Genomic DNA, 15,966 nt, shown 5'->3' with positions numbered 1-15,966 from the left:
GTTATGCGTTCAATCTCTCCTCCATGTGCGACAAGTATCTCGTCGTAAAGGGGGGACAGAAAATGCCTGTCTCTACCACCCCCACATACATCTTCAAATCGCGATCAAGGTCACATAGCTTTTTCAAATCTCTTACTTCTACATCAATAACAGCGTTACCGTTGTCAGTAATCACTGGACCTATCTTCCCCTCAGACTCACGCACTAAAACGTTGAATCCTTTCTGCTCTAGAGTTTTAACTAAATAACTAAGAGATGTTGGAACTACCTCAACTGGGACAGAAACGGGAGGAGTATCCTTCAACTTGTGGGACTCTCCTAGGTATATTCGTTTCTGAGAATAGTATGCTAGTAACTTCTCTCTCAGAAGGGCCGCACCACCTCCCTTTACTAACGTCTTTCTCTCAACTAACAAGTCGAAGCTATCTATGTAGATCTCAGGTTGCTTTCCCACAAATATGGACAGAACGTTTCCTCCTAGAGCTGCCACCTGCCTCTCGGTGTCGACGGAACTGCATATAACCTCTATAGAACTGAGAATTCCCTCCTTATTCAGTCGCTTGATTAATGTCCTAACTGTCCTCCCAGTCCCTAGACCAAGGAACTTCACATCACGAACGTAACGCATTGCCTCTTGCGCGAGAACCTCCTTTCCATCCATTTCGACACGTCTCACAATGTAAGTTCACATACCTATAGATAAGGACTTTTTATCTTATCGGGGGATTGGTGGGAAGGAAAGCCCCTTCCGTGAGGGGCGGATAACTTGTCGTTTAAATTAGTGTTAATCACACTGAGAAGATGGAATATTTGTAGGACAAAAATCCCTTATCGCAAGCCTCACTACAAAGAAGTAGAGATTTTAAGGCGTGGAGCAACGAAAACCTGGACCCGTAGCTCAGCCAGGACAGAGTGCTGGCCTGCGGAGCCAGTGGTCCCGGGTTCGAATCCCGGCGGGTCCGTTGTGGAGGTTTTTGGATCCCTTCTGTAACCTTAATGTGAATTAAGAAGAGGAAGACCATCTCCAGTAGGGATAGGTGGCCCCTTATAGAAAGGTTTTCCACCCAAACATATAGTTACTAGTATTGATTATTTTTGTGCCCCTGGTAGGTCGATCCCAAATGCGATATTTGAAGGACGAGAAACTGACAGAGAGGGTTAGAGAAATAATTGGCCAGTTAGGCCTCACCTATATCGAGAGCGAGCGAGTCACAGTAGTGAGGTCTATAGGAAGTCGAGGTAAGGCAGTAGCACGCATATGGTCAGTTCCTAGAGCAGTTCTAGTCGGATTTGACTTGAGACCATTGTACGTCATTGAAATTATTAACGAAAAATTCGAAAAATTGACAGGTGAAGAGAGGACTAAGGTATTAATCCATGAACTACTTCATATACCCAAGAGCTTCGGCGGAGGATTGAGACAACACGGTCGGTTAGTTAATGAGAGGGAAGTAGAGAGATTAGCTAAAAGGCTTGGAGAGAGATTAAATAAATGAGAGCTGAATCCTTTTCATGTTAACAGAAACGTTTTATATCCACTTATAGCGGTGTTTGATGGAAAACGAATTCTCACGTCGACGTGGCCTCCGCCCAGAAGTATGGGAGGAGAACACAGGGATCTGAGTCTCCCTACAGTTTGTCCCTAAGGAGTCTCACGGTCAACAGGGTGGTAGAGAGGCTAAGTCCTTACACTCTAGCACAGTAGAGCATGAAACAGTTGAAATGAAAGTGTAGAACAGACGCTAACTTTCTCCATACCCTGAAGGGTGGAGTTCCCTCATCGATTCGCGGATACATGGCTCGCGTAACTTTTGCTTTTATAAAGGAGAATACCGAGTGAGAGTCGTGTTTGCCCTAGAGACGTTGGCCAGCCGTGGTATCGCAAACGCTTCGAGAGCCCTAGATTACGCAAAGAGTAACGGTATGGTTCCAATAATCTCATTCTATCTAGAGCCTGAGCTGATGAACAGACTAATGAGAAGATACAGGGAACCACTAGAGAGGGCCTACAAGGAGGCCGGCTTCGAAAGAACCCTCTTTGTCAGGAGGGCACTACAGCTGTTGGATTATAGGAGCGAAAATTACATGAACTTCGCCTATTACGCGACGCCACTCTCCGATGCTGAAATAGAGGTCTACGAAAACAACCAGGTGCCAGTGAAGGTAGTACCGCTCCGAGGCAAGTTCAGATTAACCTTTATGTCATACTCTAGCCTGAACGAGTTAGAAACGAGAGTAAAGGAGGGAAACGAGGATGATGTGATTGCAGAGTTTGATAATAGTCAACTAATAAAAATAGAAAAAAGGAGAGTGGTGTTCATGGAGCTCAAGTCCATAGACCAATTGGCAGCCACCAGGAGCAAGGTGGTGCTTAACTTCGTTCCCACGGCCCCGACGTTCCTCATATTTCCAGTAATAGCAATGAACGTGAGACCCAAGAACAACAAAATATTAGTGAGAAGAGGAGGGGACGAAGACCTAGAATACGTGGTAGCGGAAGGGAGGGTAAAAGAAAACGAGGTTATAGAGGGCAATACACTCACACCTGTTGAGATCTCGAGGATGTATTATGAATGGAGGAGTAGAAAGATCAATAGGGACCTTGAACTCCAAGGATTAATAGCTAGGCTACCCTACTAAGTCACAAGCGAGAGTTTCAATAAACCCGCACCACTTCTTCCCTAATGGGTAGCCTCCAGGAGGTTCACAATTCCCACCGCGGACTGGAGACTACTTATCTCGCCACCTGAAGGGCGGGTCCGAAGATAAGACTTACAAACTGGGGGTCGAGGGGGCGGAAACCCTCGCCCTTCACGGGGGTGTAGCCCCCTCCACCCCTCCGTCTAAATTTCCCTGGTTGGCGCCAACGACGCCCCTCCCCCCAGATCGATCGGGGTTTCGACGAAAACGAGGGAGGGGCGACCGCGTTCTCCCTCAATGGACTTCACGGAGGAAAGTCCCACCTTCGAGTGGGGTCCCTCCCCGATCCACTCTACTGCCCACCAGGGACGTGAACCCGAACAGAGGGTGGGAAAGACGAGCCATAGGAGGGGAACCCTTCCAGGGCAGCGAGGAGGTGAGTTAGAGGGTTCGTCACTAGGAACTCGGAGACTATAGCACCTTCGCGCAACCAAACGCTTTCAATCTCTTCTAAACGTCCTTGTCGAGAGTTGCGTTCACGTAGTGCCACCCGAGGACTTCAGTCGACTACCCATGAACCGAGGACGGGCACCTCTCGAGAGGGTGGGGGACGACGAAGGTGAGGGTGGAGGGTGGTGCTCCCCTCCACCGGCCCCGAGGACTTGAGGGTTTGCGATCCCTTAAGGGTGGCCGGGGCGGAATTGGAGGTGGATGAGTTACGCCGCGGGTAAACACTCCGTCGTGTGACAACTACTCTAAGTCACGTCCAATCTGGCCCTTAATGAAAGGGCTCTAAAACACCGAGAGACTCTAGGTTAAGTCCCCTTTTGCCTGGCTTCCTCCCCATCGTTGAGGGTTCTCCTCCAAGGGTTCGTAGTTCCCACTGTCGGTTAGGCTCTACTTCGATGGGCAATAGGTGGTCCATAGGACTCCAACATCCGATGGGGGAACCTTCGTAGACGAAATAGCGTTAAGTGGGAGACGAATTAAAGTAAAAAGTTGGTTGTTCCTCCCTCATTTTGGTCGAGTCCTCGGTCGAGTTAGAGAGGGGTGTCGTTAGCGTCGATGAGAACATTTCAGCAAGTTGTTGTTTAAATCTACGTCCCGCCTCCCAGAAGGTGGGGCTCTCGTCGTTTTGTGAATCGGAGCAGCTAAAAACGGTGTAATGCTCTCGTGGTCCGTGAGCTGCTCCGTTGTGAAACTTGATACAGGTTTCCCTACCCAAGAACCCAAAGTAAGGGAGAGATAACGGTTTATCCCAACACAATCAGCTGCCTAGAGATTTACGCTCAATCTCCGTCAACGATTCATCCTCGTTAGGTTCTAGCAGATTTAAGTGAAAGCTTAACTTAGAAAGAATGAGACACTGTCTAGACTAGGGAACTTCTACCTAGGGATGTTTGCGGTGGCACTCGCCTTAAAGTTAGTTTGGACTATCATCGAGCCTCAGCGATCCGCTGATATGGCTGACGATGTAGCTGCGGTATTGATATTCGTAGCAGCATTGATAAACAGGTTATCGTGATCCCCCTTTCGTAGTCCCACTAAGGCAATAGTGTTGTCACTTAGTCCCTATTTTATAGTTTATCTACTGATGAGGAAGTGCGATAGTTCTCATACATATTACCTTAACATATTAATTTAGAAAAGACGGACGTAAGGACAAGGATATCTTTCTGAAACGGCACCAATGAGTTAGTGACCAGGAATCGTCTCTCGAGAGGGTACTTGTAGCTGAATTAGAAACAATTAAGAAATTTAGGAGAAGTTACATCGTAGCCAAATCAGTGGGAAACGTGAAAATGATCGGTTTAACCAACTTAGGGGGGCCGCGAGGTAACCCAGCTTCTGTTCTGGTCGGCATCCGGCTACGCGTTCTAGGGGTGGATCGGGCCGTCTCACGCCCACCCTCACTTGCTACGGACAGGACGGCCTTTCACGCGATCGTCCCAGTCTCGCCACCCAAGTGAGGTTGCCCCCACTTGAGGCAGGTTCATTTTCATTTCCTAGACGATCGCGAGTTTCTGTGCCGTTGCCGGGGCTACTGACCCCACCTCTCACGAGGTTGTCCTTGGCCAGTAGGCTGGAGTTTCCTCAGGGGCAGGAAGCCCCCGTCAGCCGACTCCGCGGCCCCCCTGGGCCGTTATCTTATACAATATAATATCGCTTCTCGTGATTATGCCGAGCGGCTGCAGCTTCTCGTCAACTACGAGAACTGCTTGATGTTTATGTAGGAGCTTCATGGCCACGTCCAAGGAAGTCTTTAATGAGAGGAGTGGAGGTACAGGAGCCATGACGTCTTTCGCCTTTAGCTCGCGTGCAGGGCCTCTTAACAACCTCTTAAGAATCACGGAATCGTAAATCATTCCAATCACTCTACCATCCCCGTTAAGAACAGGTAGCTGGGAAATTCCATTGGTTTCCATTTTCTGAGTTATAGATGACAGGCTCTCATTTTCCTCCGCGCATATTACTGGGTGTTTCATGACTTTCTCGACAGTCTCGTGCGTATTAAGGACGGAGTAAATTTCGTCCAGTATCCTTTTAACTAGCGATACCTTTGGGTCTATTCTACCACTTTCAACCTTGGCTATCAGAGATTGCGACACCCCGACTCTCTTGGCGAGCTCCTTCTGTGTCAAGCCTGCCAATTCCCTAAGTTGCTTCAACTCTGCCCTCGAAGGTATCATAACGGGCCCCGCGGCTCAGGGTACGGGAAGTAACTTGGTTACAACTATAACAGCGGCCACTAAAACCACACTGCACACCAAAAGGACCTTAGGCGATACTTTAACTACCTCCTTCTCTTCCTCATAGTACCTAATCAGGCCAGCCATACTGCTCATGGGGACTGTCTCCCTCTTCTTTTTCTTACTTGGCACTCTCCCTCACTGTCCTGAATTCGGTTACTGCCTCTATAACTTTTACGGCCCTCTCTGGATCCGTCTCCAGAAGAGTCCCCGTCACCACGATGTCTGCTCCGGCCTCGCATATAGACCTAGCGGCCTCTGGGTTCCTAATTCCACCCCCAACTATCACGTTGAGGTTAGTTAGCTTCGCCACGTACCTTACCATAGATGGATTAACTGTCCTAGGAGAGCCAGAGCCAGCCTCTAGGTAAATATAACGCATTCCCATGAATTCGGCTGCCATTGCATATGCTGCACCTAGCTCATGATTATCGAAAGGGATAGTCCTCACCCGCCCTACATGACCAGCCGTACCTCCTTCCCCTATTATCAAGTAGGCCGTAGGGAGGATCTCCAAGCCCATCTGCTTAACCAGAGGTGCGCCCATAACTTGGGCCCCTACAACATAATACAGATCGTCAGAATTGAGAAGTGACATGAAGAGTACTGCGTCGGCCAAAGGGGATAACACATTGATGTTGCTTGGGAAAATGATTTTGGGAATTTCGTAATCCTCCATCGTTTCTAAGACAGCTTCTAGCTTGCTCTGAGTTACACCTATCGTCCCACCTACCAGAAACCCAGAGGTTCCAGCTTTGTAGAGCCTCTCGATTAACTTCCCCAACTGATCTAGGGAATCCACCTTGTCTGGGTCTATAAGAGAGAAGTGCAGGGTCCTTCCTTCCCCTAGCAACTTCTCTATGTAATTATTCACCCTCCCCTTCATCCTCACCTTTCACGCCCTCTTGTAGAGTTATTCTACCTTCTGCGTAGAGATCAATGAACTTCCCATAGACGTCCACCTCACCGAAAACTGGAGGGACCTCTATCTCGGCACTTAGTCCGCAATTACCACAACTTAGCCTACCAACTCCCTTCTCCACCTTTATGGTCATTGAGACCTTCCCGCATCTAGGACACTCGAAGGTCTTCGGTAGCTTAGGCTTTTGCCTTACTGGTACTAGTTTTCTTCTTTTTCTCCCTCCCAACTTTCACCTTCCCTCCTTTCTGCTTCTGTGCACTGCTTTCAATAGGTAACTCAACTACTATAGCGTAGGCGGTCGCTATCCCTATCCCTGCCACCGACGCCAAATACACCAGCAGGGGTAAATTCATTGATTGCCTCCTATTGAAGACACGTATAAAAAGCTATTACACAAGAAGACGCCAATAGTGATAGATTCTAACGAAATAAGCCCAAATAACACTATCTAGTAAGAATTACAGTGAAAGAGGAACGGGAAATAACTTAGGGCTCCCTCCGCACGAACCCCATTCCTATAATCTCCTTTTCACGTAGTAGATATATGCTGCAGGAGGATTTACGAAGACACCTCTCTAACCTCGAAAGCAGGTTAGCCGAGCGGTTCGAGGGAAGAGAGAAGATCTTACTCACTTCCAGAGAGTTAATCAGACTTTGTGGGGAAATAGTCTCACTTTCACATAGGAGAGAGAAGGACAAAGCCCTAGAGAAGTACAAAGAGGCACAGGTGAAGGTGGAAGAACTCAGGAAGGTACTCAAATCGTTTCCAGAACTACTTTACGGGGACGTTGGAACCGCATTTCAGGAACTTGCTGAGGCGTCGGTGGTTATATCGCTCTACTTCCAGACGCCGCTCGGAGGGCCGGAGGACCTCGGCATACCCGAGACATATTACGTCTCAGGGGTGGCTGACGCCGTGGGAGAAATGAGGAGGACTGTCTTAGAACTCCTAAGGAGAAACAGGATTGAGGAAGCGGAGGAGCTCTACAAGGTAATGGACGAGATGTATGAAATGTTGTGGAGGCTAGAGTATCCAAAGTCTCTAGTTCCTGGACTAAGGCAAAAGATCGATATGTTAAGGAAAATACTCGAGGAAACTAACCACGATCTCTTCTTGGCCCGGACTGCCTGATTTTTCCAAGCTTAATGAGTTCTCCGCCATCTATAAGACCTAACCATACTTGTGTTTCAGGTACTCCACCAATCTCTCTGCCACATTAATGTTAAGAGCCACCATGAAACCTTTAAACTCTGGAACGTCATTGATTTCGTTTACTAGGTATCCGCGGCTTTCGTGCTCTAAAATGTCGATCGACATGAATTCTCCTCCAACAACCTTAACCGCTTTCCGCGCCAACTTCTCGAGGTCCTCATCTGTGTCGATCCTTGATGGTACTCCTCCTAAAGCTACGTTAGCCCTCCAGTCGTCCTTTGGTATGTTCCTAGCGTAGCAACCTAGAACTTCGTCTCCCATCACTATGCATCTTATGTCCCTAGACCTATAGTTAACGTACTCCTGAACTATGTGGACCTTCAGCAGACTATTACCCATCATTTCCCTATGCTCAATTATGGCCTTTCCCTCTATCACGTCCCTCACTAGGGTCACCAGTCTACCCCAGCTACCTATAGGTGGCTTATCTATCAGAGGAAACCCTCTCCTTTCATATGCCTTAAAGGTGGAGTCTGGAGAGAGGGCCACTTCAGAGTCGGGTATCGGGATACCCTCTTTGAAAAGCATAGAGTAGGTGAGTATCTTGTCTCCAGCCAAGGCTATGCCGGTTGGGGAATTTACGCAGTGAACACCTGCAGCTTGGAAAACTGCAGAGGAATAGAGTGCCCTGCTCATGCTTACCGGCCTCACCACAGCTACATCATATCTTCCTAACTCTCTAGTAAATGGCAGGGACTCCTGTCCAACGTTTATAACGTCGTACTGAACACCACCCGCACTTAGCGCGTTTATGAGGAGCTTCTCTTCCTGTCTAACCAAATCAACTAGAAGACTTATCCTCAAATTCCACCACCGTAGGCCCTTGTCTCGTAAAAGGTGAGTTCCTCTCGGAAGGCCTTGGATAGCTCTAGAGCCAGTCTACCATTTAGTACGAGGGGAACATTGAAGTCAGCCGCTGTCCTCCTTACGTCGTAATCCATCTTTATCTCATATCCATCAGTCATTAGCATCTCCACTTTTCCTTCCCTGATCATTTGGATAGCCCTCTCCCTTTCTATGAGTTCCAAGCCATCTAAAGGTATCAAATCCAAGGTCGCGACTGGAATCCCTTCCTGCATTAAGGTTAGTGCAGCTTCCCTAAGAAATCCCGAGTTTCGCCTACCATAGACTAAAACTAACTTACCTGTGGGCAATCTGTTTGGAGGAGTTGACAACCAACTTTTGATTAGGGCGTCTTGGAAGCTCACACCGAATGCGGCAGCTTCCCCTGTGCTTCGCATCTCGGGCCCAAGGTACGGATAAGCACCCCTCAGTTGGGCCCAGGAGAATTGAGCCGTCTTCACGAACCACGACTTTGGCCTCAGCTCTGTGAATCCATCCATTTTACTTGAGCTAGAAATGATCGAGACTGACTTCTTTATTAAGTCGAGGCCAACCGCTTTACTGCTGAAGGGCATGGATCTGCTCGCCCTTAGGTTCATTTCTATGACGTAAGGTTCGCCTTCTTTGACTAAGAGCTGCAAGTTGAAGGGCCCTTTCACTCCAAGACCTACAGCGATTCTGTGGGTCACTCCCCTCACTTTACTCAGGCTCTCGCTTGTCAGCTTCCTGGTGGGAACCACTATAGTTGCGTCTCCGCTGTGCACTCCTGCCTCTTCCACATGTTCCAAGATCACGCCCAACACACCATTACCATCCGACACACCGTCAACCTCCACCTCCACCGCATCATCCACGAATTTGGAGATTGTAACTGGATACCTAAGTGAAACTATTGTGGCGTGCCTCACATAGCTCTCTAGCTCTCTCTCATTGTTAGCAACTCTCATGCCAGAACCACTGAGTACGTAGCTAGGTCTCACAAGAACGGGAAAGCCGACCTCTTCGACGAATTCCCTGATCTCTTCCATAGATGTGGCTTTAGTCCATCTAGGCTGACTCACGCCGATCTCCTCTAAGAGTTGGGAAAACTTGCTTCTGTCTTCGGCGACGTCGACGCTACGGCCATGGGTTCCGAATATTTTCACTCCCTGTTCTTCCAACTCCTTGGCGACGGTGTTCCCCAGCTGTCCCCCAGCGAACAGAGCGACCCTATCGAACTTTTCTTTATACAGTAGGTCCAGTATCCTTTCTTTACTCACCTCGTCGAAGTAGAGCTTCCCAACGACGTCCCAGTCAGTCGAGACGGTCTCTGGGTTGCAATTTAGTACACTCACTCCAGAAGAAGCCTCCCTTAACGCCTGAACTAACGAGACCACACCCCAATCGAACTCAACTGACACACCAATTCTGAAACCACCTGCTCCAATCACTAGTGTACTGTCCTCGGACTCCTTGAACTCCACGTCGTCTTCCCTTCCGTTATATGTAGTATAAAGGTAGTTGGTAGAAGCTGGCCACTCACCTGCCAACGTATCAATCTGTTTGACGACGGGCAATATATTGTTCTCGAACCTCAGTTTCCTCACTATGTCCTCATCTATTCCCCAAACCCTCGACAACTGTAGATCGCTGAAGCCCATCTCCTTGGCCCTTCGAATAAGTTGCGGAGAGGGGGTGGTAACTCGCAGCGACTCGTAGAACTTCACAATCTCGTTTATCTTCTTTAGAAAGAACCTATCGATTCCAGTGAGTTCATACAATTGTTCCTCGCTCACTCCTTCCTTGAGGGCCTTAGCCGCGTAAACGAACCAATAGGGTTTCCTCTTAGTTAATGCAGTTAACGCTTCCTTTATGTCTCCCTCTTCATAGAATGAGCCTCCCACAACTCCAGGTTCACCTATATCTAACATCCTAACGGCTTTTTGAATGGCCTCCTCGAAGGATCTTCCTATGCTCATGACCTCCCCAATGCTCTTCATTTCAGTGCCTAGGGACTCCTCTATCCCTTCGAACTTACTCATGTCCCACCTAGGAGCCTTTATCACCACGTAGTCCAGACTAGGTTCAAAGGAGGCGTAAGTCACCCCAGTCACCTTATTGAGCACTTCATGTAGCCTGTAACCTAGAGCCAGTTTTGCCGCAACGTAGGCTAGGGGATAACCAGTGGCTTTACTGGCCAGGGCGCTAGACCTAGACATCCTTGGATTGGTCTCTATTACGAAGTGTTCCGAGCTGTTTGGAGAGAGAGCAAACTGTACGTTGCATTCCCCTACAAGTCCTATACTCTCTGCCACCTTCACGGCCTCTGTTCTCATGTCCTGTAGTTCAACGTTATCTAGCGTCTGGCATGGAGCTACGACTACGGATTCCCCAGTGTGAACACCCATGGGATCCAGGTTCTCCATGCAGGCTACCACAACACCGTTTCCGGCCTCGTCCCTCATTACCTCATACTCTAGTTCCTTCCAGTGGTGAAGGTACTTCTCTACCAGCAACTCTCCAATGTAACTTTGGGCCAAGGCCCGCCGTATTTCCTTTCTGAAGGACTCCTCGTTCCATGCTACAGTTGATCCCCTTCCTCCTAGGTTGAAGCTCACTCGCACCATCACAGGGAAACCTAGCTCCCTGGCCCTCCCTACCGCCTCGTCCTCATTTCTCGCGGAGAAACTGGGAGGAACTGGGAGCCCGTGATCGATCATGGTTTCTCTGAACTTCTCCCTGCTAAGGGCCTTTTCTATTCCCTGGATTTGAGTCCCCAACACCCTTACAGAGTATCTCTGGAGAATCCCCTTATTGTGTAGGTCCACTCCAACGTTGAGGGCCGTTTGTCCCCGAAACTTACCACTATCGCGTCTGGCCTCTCCTTTTCAATCACCTTCTCCACGCTCCACCACGAGACTGGCTGCAGGTAGAGCTTGTCGGTAAACTTGTAACTGGTCTGCACCGTTGCTACGTTGGAGTTCACTAGTATCGTCTCGATTCCCTCTTCTTTGAGGGCCTTGAGGGCTTGTGTACCACTGTAGTCAAACTCGGCCGCCTCTGCCACCTTTATAGGCCCAGAACCTACTACAAGTACCTTCCTAGGAATTTCCATTCTTTTTCACCTCTTTTAGGAAAAGATCGAACACCCATCGGGCGTCCCAGGGGCCTGGACTAGCCTCTGGATGAAACTGAACTGTCATTATAGGCAATTTCTCATGTTTCAATCCTTCCACGACGTTGTCATCGGGATTATAGAACCAGACCCTAGTACCGTCAGGTACACCGTCCCTGAAAACAGCGTAACCGTGGTTGTGAGTAGAGATGTAGAATCTATTAGTTCCTACTTCAACCACGGCTTTGTTAACACCCCTATGACCAAACTTCATTTTCTCAACCCTCCCTCCCAAGGCAAGTACACCTATTTGGTGACCCAAACATATGCCGAGTATTGGGATCCTGTACTCAGAGAGATCCCTGAACGTCTTCACCTGCCCCTCTAGCAAGTTCGGATTCCCTGGACCGTTACTGAACAGGATTCCGCTTGGAACGTAGTCCATAACCTCATCAGCACCGAAGCTGCAGGGAACTCTCACCACCGTGAGTCCCCTTTTCGTTAGAGACCTCAATATTCCATGCTTTACTCCACAGTCCACTACGACTACAACACCCTTACCTTTCCCTCTATGAATAATTGGTTTCAAGGGAGAGAGTAAGGAGGTAAAGTCGATCTCGTCATACTTCCTCTTAAGTAAGGTCTCTGGGTCGCTTGGAGGTTCACCCTGAGTGATAACACCCATCATAACGCCGCTTTTCCTCACTTTCTTAACTAGCGATCTCGTATCGACGTTGGATAGTCCAGGAACTCCTTCCTCCTCCAACCAACGGTTAAGGGACTTACTTGAGTTCCATTTCACGCCCTCGGTCTCCTCTTGTACTACCAATCCTTCCGCTTGGATCCTTTCAGATTCGAAGTTAAGGAGAATTCCATCGTCAATAACTGGACTAGGTACACCATAGTTCCCCACCAATGGATAGGTTATGACCAGTATCTGACCCCTATACGAGGGATCCGTCAAACTCTCTGGATAGCCGTTCATGGCTGTAGTAAATACGACTTCGCCGATCCTCGTCTGAGGTGAGCCGAATCCACACCCTTCAAGTAAGGTCCCATCCTCTAGATATAGATAACCTTTACTCCCCCTTCTGCAGTAACTCATTCTTCCATACCTCCAACAACCTCAAGCCCTCCTCAATTGAGGACCTATACTTAGCTAGTCTCGAGTAGTCCTCATTTAGCCGAATCCTAGCGACTTCCAAGTCCGAACTCAGAAAACGTGGTGACGGTGAACCCATTACTGCCTTGGAGCTAATAGAGCTCACAAAGTCTAAGCTGGGCTTGAACTTGCCTTGAATAACTTCGGAGGCCACTTCGGAATAGGCGGTTCTATAAGGTTCTCCTGCCATGGACCTCCGTTCCGCCTCGTCCGTCGACAGCGTGTAAGGAGACAGAAAGCCTTCCTCAACCTTCTTTCCAATGCTTAAATTCTTAACGATGTCTTTGAAGACGGAAATGGAACTTAAGGCACTATGTGCGAGCTCCCAGTAGTGGGGATTCATTTCCTGCAGATCCAAGTTGTAACCTGTAGGCAATCCCTTGTAGTTTGATAGCAGTGAAGTCATGTGTCCTATCGCGTCGGCCGCCTTGGCTCTCATTATCTCTGCGGTAACTGGATTCCTCTTCTGTGGCATGAGACTACTTGTACTCACATGGGAGTCTGGTAGCTTCACTATCCCCATTGAGCTATAGACTACCAGATCCTCAGCGAACCTGCTCAGCACGGTCAACAACAACGTTAACCCCATCGACACCATGAGTAGGTCTGCTCTAGAGGACGTCGCAGATATGGTGTTAACTAACACACCTTCGAAGCCTAAGACTCGTGCTTCTCTCTTTCTGTCCAAAGGTACTTGAGTTCCGACAACGGCCCCAGCCCCCAAAGGTGACCTATTCACTGCACGTAGAGATGAGAACAGGTTTTCCCACAGTGAACTCATTTCCTCCTCTACGTGAAGCATGTAATGAGCTAAAGTCGAGGGCTGAGCCTGCTGCAAGTGAGTGAACGTTGGAAACACCTTCTCGATCGTCGTTGATGACCTCTCGAGGACAACTTGTCTAAGTTCCAATAGTTCATCCAAAACTCGCAACAATTCCTCCCTCATTTTAAGGCGAAGGGCTGTAGCTACGTGATCGTTCCTGCTCCTACCTAAGCCAACTACTCCGGCTTCCTGGCCTACTCGGGAGATCAGGTGGGCCTCAAGTCCTTCGTGAATGTCCTCGAATTTCCCCCCATCCATTTGAAACTCCTCTATGGCCTTAAGCAACTTGGCCCCTAACTCCCTACTCACTATCCCCAATTTGTTTAGCTCAAGCACGTGAACTATCATCACTTTCTTCACCTCCTCTTGGATTTCCTTGTCAGAGATCAAAGAGGAGGTGAAGGAAACTACGAAGTCCGACTCATTACCCCATTTCCTATAGAGCAACTTTTAGGCCCTCGACCTGTTTGCAAGGAGTGAGTGCATGCCCCATATCTCTATGAACCCCCGTGCCATCTCGTCCGTGGGATACCAACCCCTCTCGTAACTAGCAACGTTCTCGGCATAGGGGGAGTACTTGGCTCTCCTCCCCAACACATTAACTCCACCCCCTTTCACCCTCAATTTGACTACTCCCTCAACGTACTTGTTCATCGATCTGCCTACTTCGTCAAGAAGTGATCTCAGAGGTTCATACCACAGGCCCCTGTACACCAAGTCGGACCAAAGTTGGTCTACATACCTCTTGAACCTCAGTTCGAGTGGCGTATAAACTGCCTTCTCTAAGTCCTGGTGTGCCGAATAGATGAGGAGAGCTGCAGGCACCTCATATACTTCACGTGACTTGAACCCGACCAACCTGTTCTCTAGGTGATCCACCCTTCCAAATCCCCTAGCTCCGGCCTCTCTATTCAAGTACCTCACAATCTCCAACAAAGAGGACCTCTTGCCGTTGATCGTAATTGGAACACCCTCCTTGAATTCCAGCTCGATCTCCAATGGTTCAGTTGAAGTTACTTTAGTCCATTCAAAAGCCTCCTCTGGAACTTCCGCATATGGATCAGATATTGTGTCCCCTTCTATACTTCTTCCCCATAGGTTCTCATCTATACTGAACTTCTTGTTTTCCTCCTTTATGGGAATCCCTTTTTCTTTGGCGTAAAGGACCTCCTGTTGCCTAGTCATCCCCCAAGTCCTTGCTGGCGCCACGATCTCGGCCTCCGGCATCTTCGACTTGATTGCTAGGTCGAACCTGACCTGATCGTTACCCTTAGATGTGGAACCGTGTGCCACGTGGGTGGCACCTTCCTTCTTAGCCACCTCCACTACCTTTTCTGCTATCAAGGGCCTAGCTAGGGCGGTGGAGAGGGGATATACACCCTCATAGAGGGCATTCATCATTATTGAGGGCGCCACGAAAGAGTTAGCGAACTCTTCCTTGGCATCGATTGTGTAGTGCTTCTCCGCTCCTGCAATGTAGGCCCTCTTTTCGATTTCACTGAAATTCTCCTCCTGGCCTACGTCAACCGTAACCGTAACTACCTGCGCCCTATACTTCTCCGACAGCCACTTTATAGCCACAGTGGTGTCCAGACCTCCCGAATAGGCAAGGACTATCTTCATACCAAAGGGCGAGAGTACTAATGGAATATAAGCCATGAAGAAAATGAAAACTATATGGTTCTCCACATAGATAAAATTAAAGGAGTCCTTTAATCTACCTTTATGACACATCTCACGAACCGTTCACCGTCCTTTCCTCATTGAGTTTTTTTGATATATAGAAATCTAGAGCGCTTTTAATGAAGTGCGTCCTACTTTCGAACTTCCTCTCATGTATTAATTGATCTATCTTCTTAACCACACTATCCTTCAATCTGACACTTAGGACCCTCTTAGAGGCAGACTGAGTAGACTTCACGGACGAGAAATGACTCAGGGCAAGTATTAAATGAATCTCTCTAGATTGCCCAAACAAGATAACATGGTTTAAGGGTGAAATAGGGAGAAGTTACTTATTTGTGGAAGTAAATATTACCTGCTCCCTGGCCTTCTTCAGGTTCTCCAACTTCTGCATAGAGTTCTTAATAGCAAGGACCACTACCTCCTTATGGAACTTCCTTATATGCTCCTCAGTGTCTTCCTTAGGCATAGACTGACCACAGATCTTGCAAACGAACATACCAGTACTTGCTTTTGAAACAACCGGTTCTGTATCCTTAAATATCTCCCTTAGAATTGGCACTATCTTCTTAGCCCTTAGTTCGCCTCCACTCTTCTCGGTCACCCTCTGCGCATATCCTCGCAACTGATGTTTTGAGATCGAGTACCTGTGAGCGACTGTAGCAGGTCCGTCACCCTTGACTAAATATTCCTCAAGGGCATCAAGGACGAAGTCGCTCCCTCCGAGGACCTTTAGGGCCACATAGCTTACTAGGGACTTCATGTCAAGTTGTTTCATCGTCTTTCACACTAGGAAACTCTACACCTAGTCAGGGTTTAAAAGAGATGCACTATAT

At 48.5% G+C, this 15,966-nt stretch carries 15 protein-coding genes, 1 tRNA gene, 1 other RNA gene and 2 pseudogenes; 5 read left to right on the top strand and 14 right to left on the bottom strand.

The window, feature by feature from the left end; translation table 11 throughout:
* Position 1: 1 nt before the first annotated feature.
* Positions 2-676, bottom strand: coding sequence for a ribose 5-phosphate isomerase A (rpiA, locus tag HS1genome_RS00775; protein ID WP_126449086.1), 675 nt, complete (start codon positions 674-676; stop codon positions 2-4).
* A gap of 211 nt (positions 677-887) precedes the next feature.
* On the opposite strand from rpiA, the gene HS1genome_RS00770 reads away from it, so the two are divergent.
* From HS1genome_RS00770 to HS1genome_RS12935, 4 genes are all read left to right on the top strand, one after another.
* Positions 888-962 (top strand) — tRNA-Arg (locus HS1genome_RS00770).
* A 159-nt stretch (positions 963-1,121) separates the two neighbouring features.
* Positions 1,122-1,496 (top strand): putative metallopeptidase, encoded by a 375-nt coding sequence (locus HS1genome_RS00765; protein ID WP_126449085.1) that lies wholly within the window; start codon positions 1,122-1,124, stop codon positions 1,494-1,496.
* 340 nt (positions 1,497-1,836) lie between these two features.
* A complete protein-coding gene (locus HS1genome_RS00760) occupies positions 1,837-2,640 on the top strand; it encodes a hypothetical protein (protein ID WP_126449084.1) in 804 nt (267 codons plus the stop codon).
* A gap of 1,396 nt (positions 2,641-4,036) precedes the next feature.
* Entirely contained in the window at positions 4,037-4,165 is a 129-nt protein-coding gene (locus HS1genome_RS12935) for a hypothetical protein (RefSeq protein WP_268243591.1), read from the top strand.
* A 300-nt stretch (positions 4,166-4,465) separates the two neighbouring features.
* Here the strand turns inward: HS1genome_RS12935 and rnpB are convergent.
* The 6 genes and pseudogenes from rnpB to HS1genome_RS11925 form a co-directional block, all read right to left on the bottom strand.
* Positions 4,466-4,774, bottom strand: an RNA gene (rnpB, locus tag HS1genome_RS00755) — RNase P RNA component.
* A gap of 31 nt (positions 4,775-4,805) precedes the next feature.
* A pseudogene (locus HS1genome_RS00750) lies at positions 4,806-5,330 on the bottom strand (CBS domain-containing protein); the annotation flags it as partial.
* A 15-nt stretch (positions 5,331-5,345) separates the two neighbouring features.
* The gene (locus tag HS1genome_RS00745; RefSeq protein ID WP_126449083.1) at positions 5,346-5,522 is read right to left on the bottom strand and encodes a preprotein translocase subunit Sec61beta; all 177 of its coding nucleotides are present in this window, start codon (positions 5,520-5,522) and stop codon (positions 5,346-5,348) included.
* Entirely contained in the window at positions 5,512-6,282 is a 771-nt protein-coding gene (locus tag HS1genome_RS00740; protein WP_126449082.1) for a phosphoglycerol geranylgeranyltransferase, read from the bottom strand. Before HS1genome_RS00740 ends, HS1genome_RS00745 begins: the two co-directional genes overlap by 11 nt.
* Positions 6,257-6,538 (bottom strand): transcription elongation factor, encoded by a 282-nt coding sequence (locus tag HS1genome_RS00735; protein ID WP_126449081.1) that lies wholly within the window; start codon positions 6,536-6,538, stop codon positions 6,257-6,259. Before HS1genome_RS00735 ends, HS1genome_RS00740 begins: the two co-directional genes overlap by 26 nt.
* Positions 6,489-6,665: a hypothetical protein gene (locus tag HS1genome_RS11925; protein ID WP_158613653.1), complete on the bottom strand. Its 177-nt coding sequence runs from the start codon at positions 6,663-6,665 to the stop codon at positions 6,489-6,491. The genes HS1genome_RS00735 and HS1genome_RS11925 overlap by 50 nt, the downstream gene beginning before the upstream one ends.
* A gap of 191 nt (positions 6,666-6,856) precedes the next feature.
* Here HS1genome_RS11925 and HS1genome_RS00730 point away from each other — a divergent pair, with 191 nt between their 5' ends.
* Entirely contained in the window at positions 6,857-7,444 is a 588-nt protein-coding gene (locus HS1genome_RS00730; protein ID WP_126449080.1) for a translin family protein, read from the top strand.
* Positions 7,445-7,483: 39 nt separating this feature from the next.
* Here HS1genome_RS00730 and lysX read toward each other — a convergent pair whose 3' ends face one another.
* The 7 genes and pseudogenes from lysX to HS1genome_RS00695 form a co-directional block, all read right to left on the bottom strand.
* Positions 7,484-8,329: a lysine biosynthesis protein LysX gene (gene lysX / locus HS1genome_RS00725; RefSeq protein ID WP_126449079.1), complete on the bottom strand. Its 846-nt coding sequence runs from the start codon at positions 8,327-8,329 to the stop codon at positions 7,484-7,486.
* A pseudogene (gene carB, locus HS1genome_RS00720) lies at positions 8,326-11,462 on the bottom strand (carbamoyl-phosphate synthase (glutamine-hydrolyzing) large subunit). The gene lysX and the pseudogene carB overlap by 4 nt, the downstream one beginning before the upstream one ends.
* Positions 11,449-12,567, bottom strand: a complete 1,119-nt coding sequence (gene carA, locus HS1genome_RS00715) for a glutamine-hydrolyzing carbamoyl-phosphate synthase small subunit (protein ID WP_126449078.1) — start codon at positions 12,565-12,567, stop codon at positions 11,449-11,451. Before carA ends, carB begins: the two are co-directional and overlap by 14 nt.
* Entirely contained in the window at positions 12,542-13,894 is a 1,353-nt protein-coding gene (gene argH / locus HS1genome_RS00710) for an argininosuccinate lyase (RefSeq protein ID WP_126449077.1), read from the bottom strand. Before argH ends, carA begins: the two co-directional genes overlap by 26 nt.
* Positions 13,895-13,897: 3 nt before the next feature.
* The gene (locus tag HS1genome_RS00705) at positions 13,898-15,070 is read right to left on the bottom strand and encodes an argininosuccinate synthase (protein WP_126449076.1); all 1,173 of its coding nucleotides are present in this window, start codon (positions 15,068-15,070) and stop codon (positions 13,898-13,900) included.
* A gap of 112 nt (positions 15,071-15,182) precedes the next feature.
* Complete coding sequence (locus HS1genome_RS00700; RefSeq protein WP_126449075.1) at positions 15,183-15,368, bottom strand: ribbon-helix-helix domain-containing protein; 186 nt, start codon at positions 15,366-15,368, stop codon at positions 15,183-15,185.
* 90 nt (positions 15,369-15,458) lie between these two features.
* On the bottom strand, positions 15,459-15,908 hold the full coding sequence (locus tag HS1genome_RS00695) for a hypothetical protein (protein ID WP_126449074.1): 450 nt from the start codon (positions 15,906-15,908) through the stop codon (positions 15,459-15,461).
* Between the last annotated feature and the right edge of the window lie 58 nt (positions 15,909-15,966).

This window comes from Sulfodiicoccus acidiphilus, assembly GCF_003967175.1.
Classification (GTDB): Archaea; Thermoproteota; Thermoprotei_A; order Sulfolobales; family Sulfolobaceae; genus Sulfodiicoccus; species Sulfodiicoccus acidiphilus.
This window is presented reverse-complemented; position numbering and strand designations above follow the sequence as displayed.

Bases quoted from the DNA above. Each gene is read 5' to 3' on its own strand.
- HS1genome_RS12935 (WP_268243591.1), top strand. From the start codon at position 4,037: ATGTTTGCGGTGGCACTCGCCTTAAAGTTAGTTTGGACTATCATCGAG.
- HS1genome_RS00695 (WP_126449074.1), bottom strand. From the start codon at position 15,908: ATGAAACAACTTGACATGAAGTCCCTAGTAAGCTATGTGGCCCTAAAG.
- HS1genome_RS00765 (WP_126449085.1), top strand. From the start codon at position 1,122: ATGCGATATTTGAAGGACGAGAAACTGACAGAGAGGGTTAGAGAAATA.
- HS1genome_RS00730 (WP_126449080.1), top strand. From the start codon at position 6,857: ATGCTGCAGGAGGATTTACGAAGACACCTCTCTAACCTCGAAAGCAGG.
- HS1genome_RS00705 (WP_126449076.1), bottom strand. From the start codon at position 15,070: ATGAAGATAGTCCTTGCCTATTCGGGAGGTCTGGACACCACTGTGGCT.
- HS1genome_RS11925 (WP_158613653.1), bottom strand. From the start codon at position 6,665: ATGAATTTACCCCTGCTGGTGTATTTGGCGTCGGTGGCAGGGATAGGG.
- carA (WP_126449078.1), bottom strand. From the start codon at position 12,567: ATGAGTTACTGCAGAAGGGGGAGTAAAGGTTATCTATATCTAGAGGAT.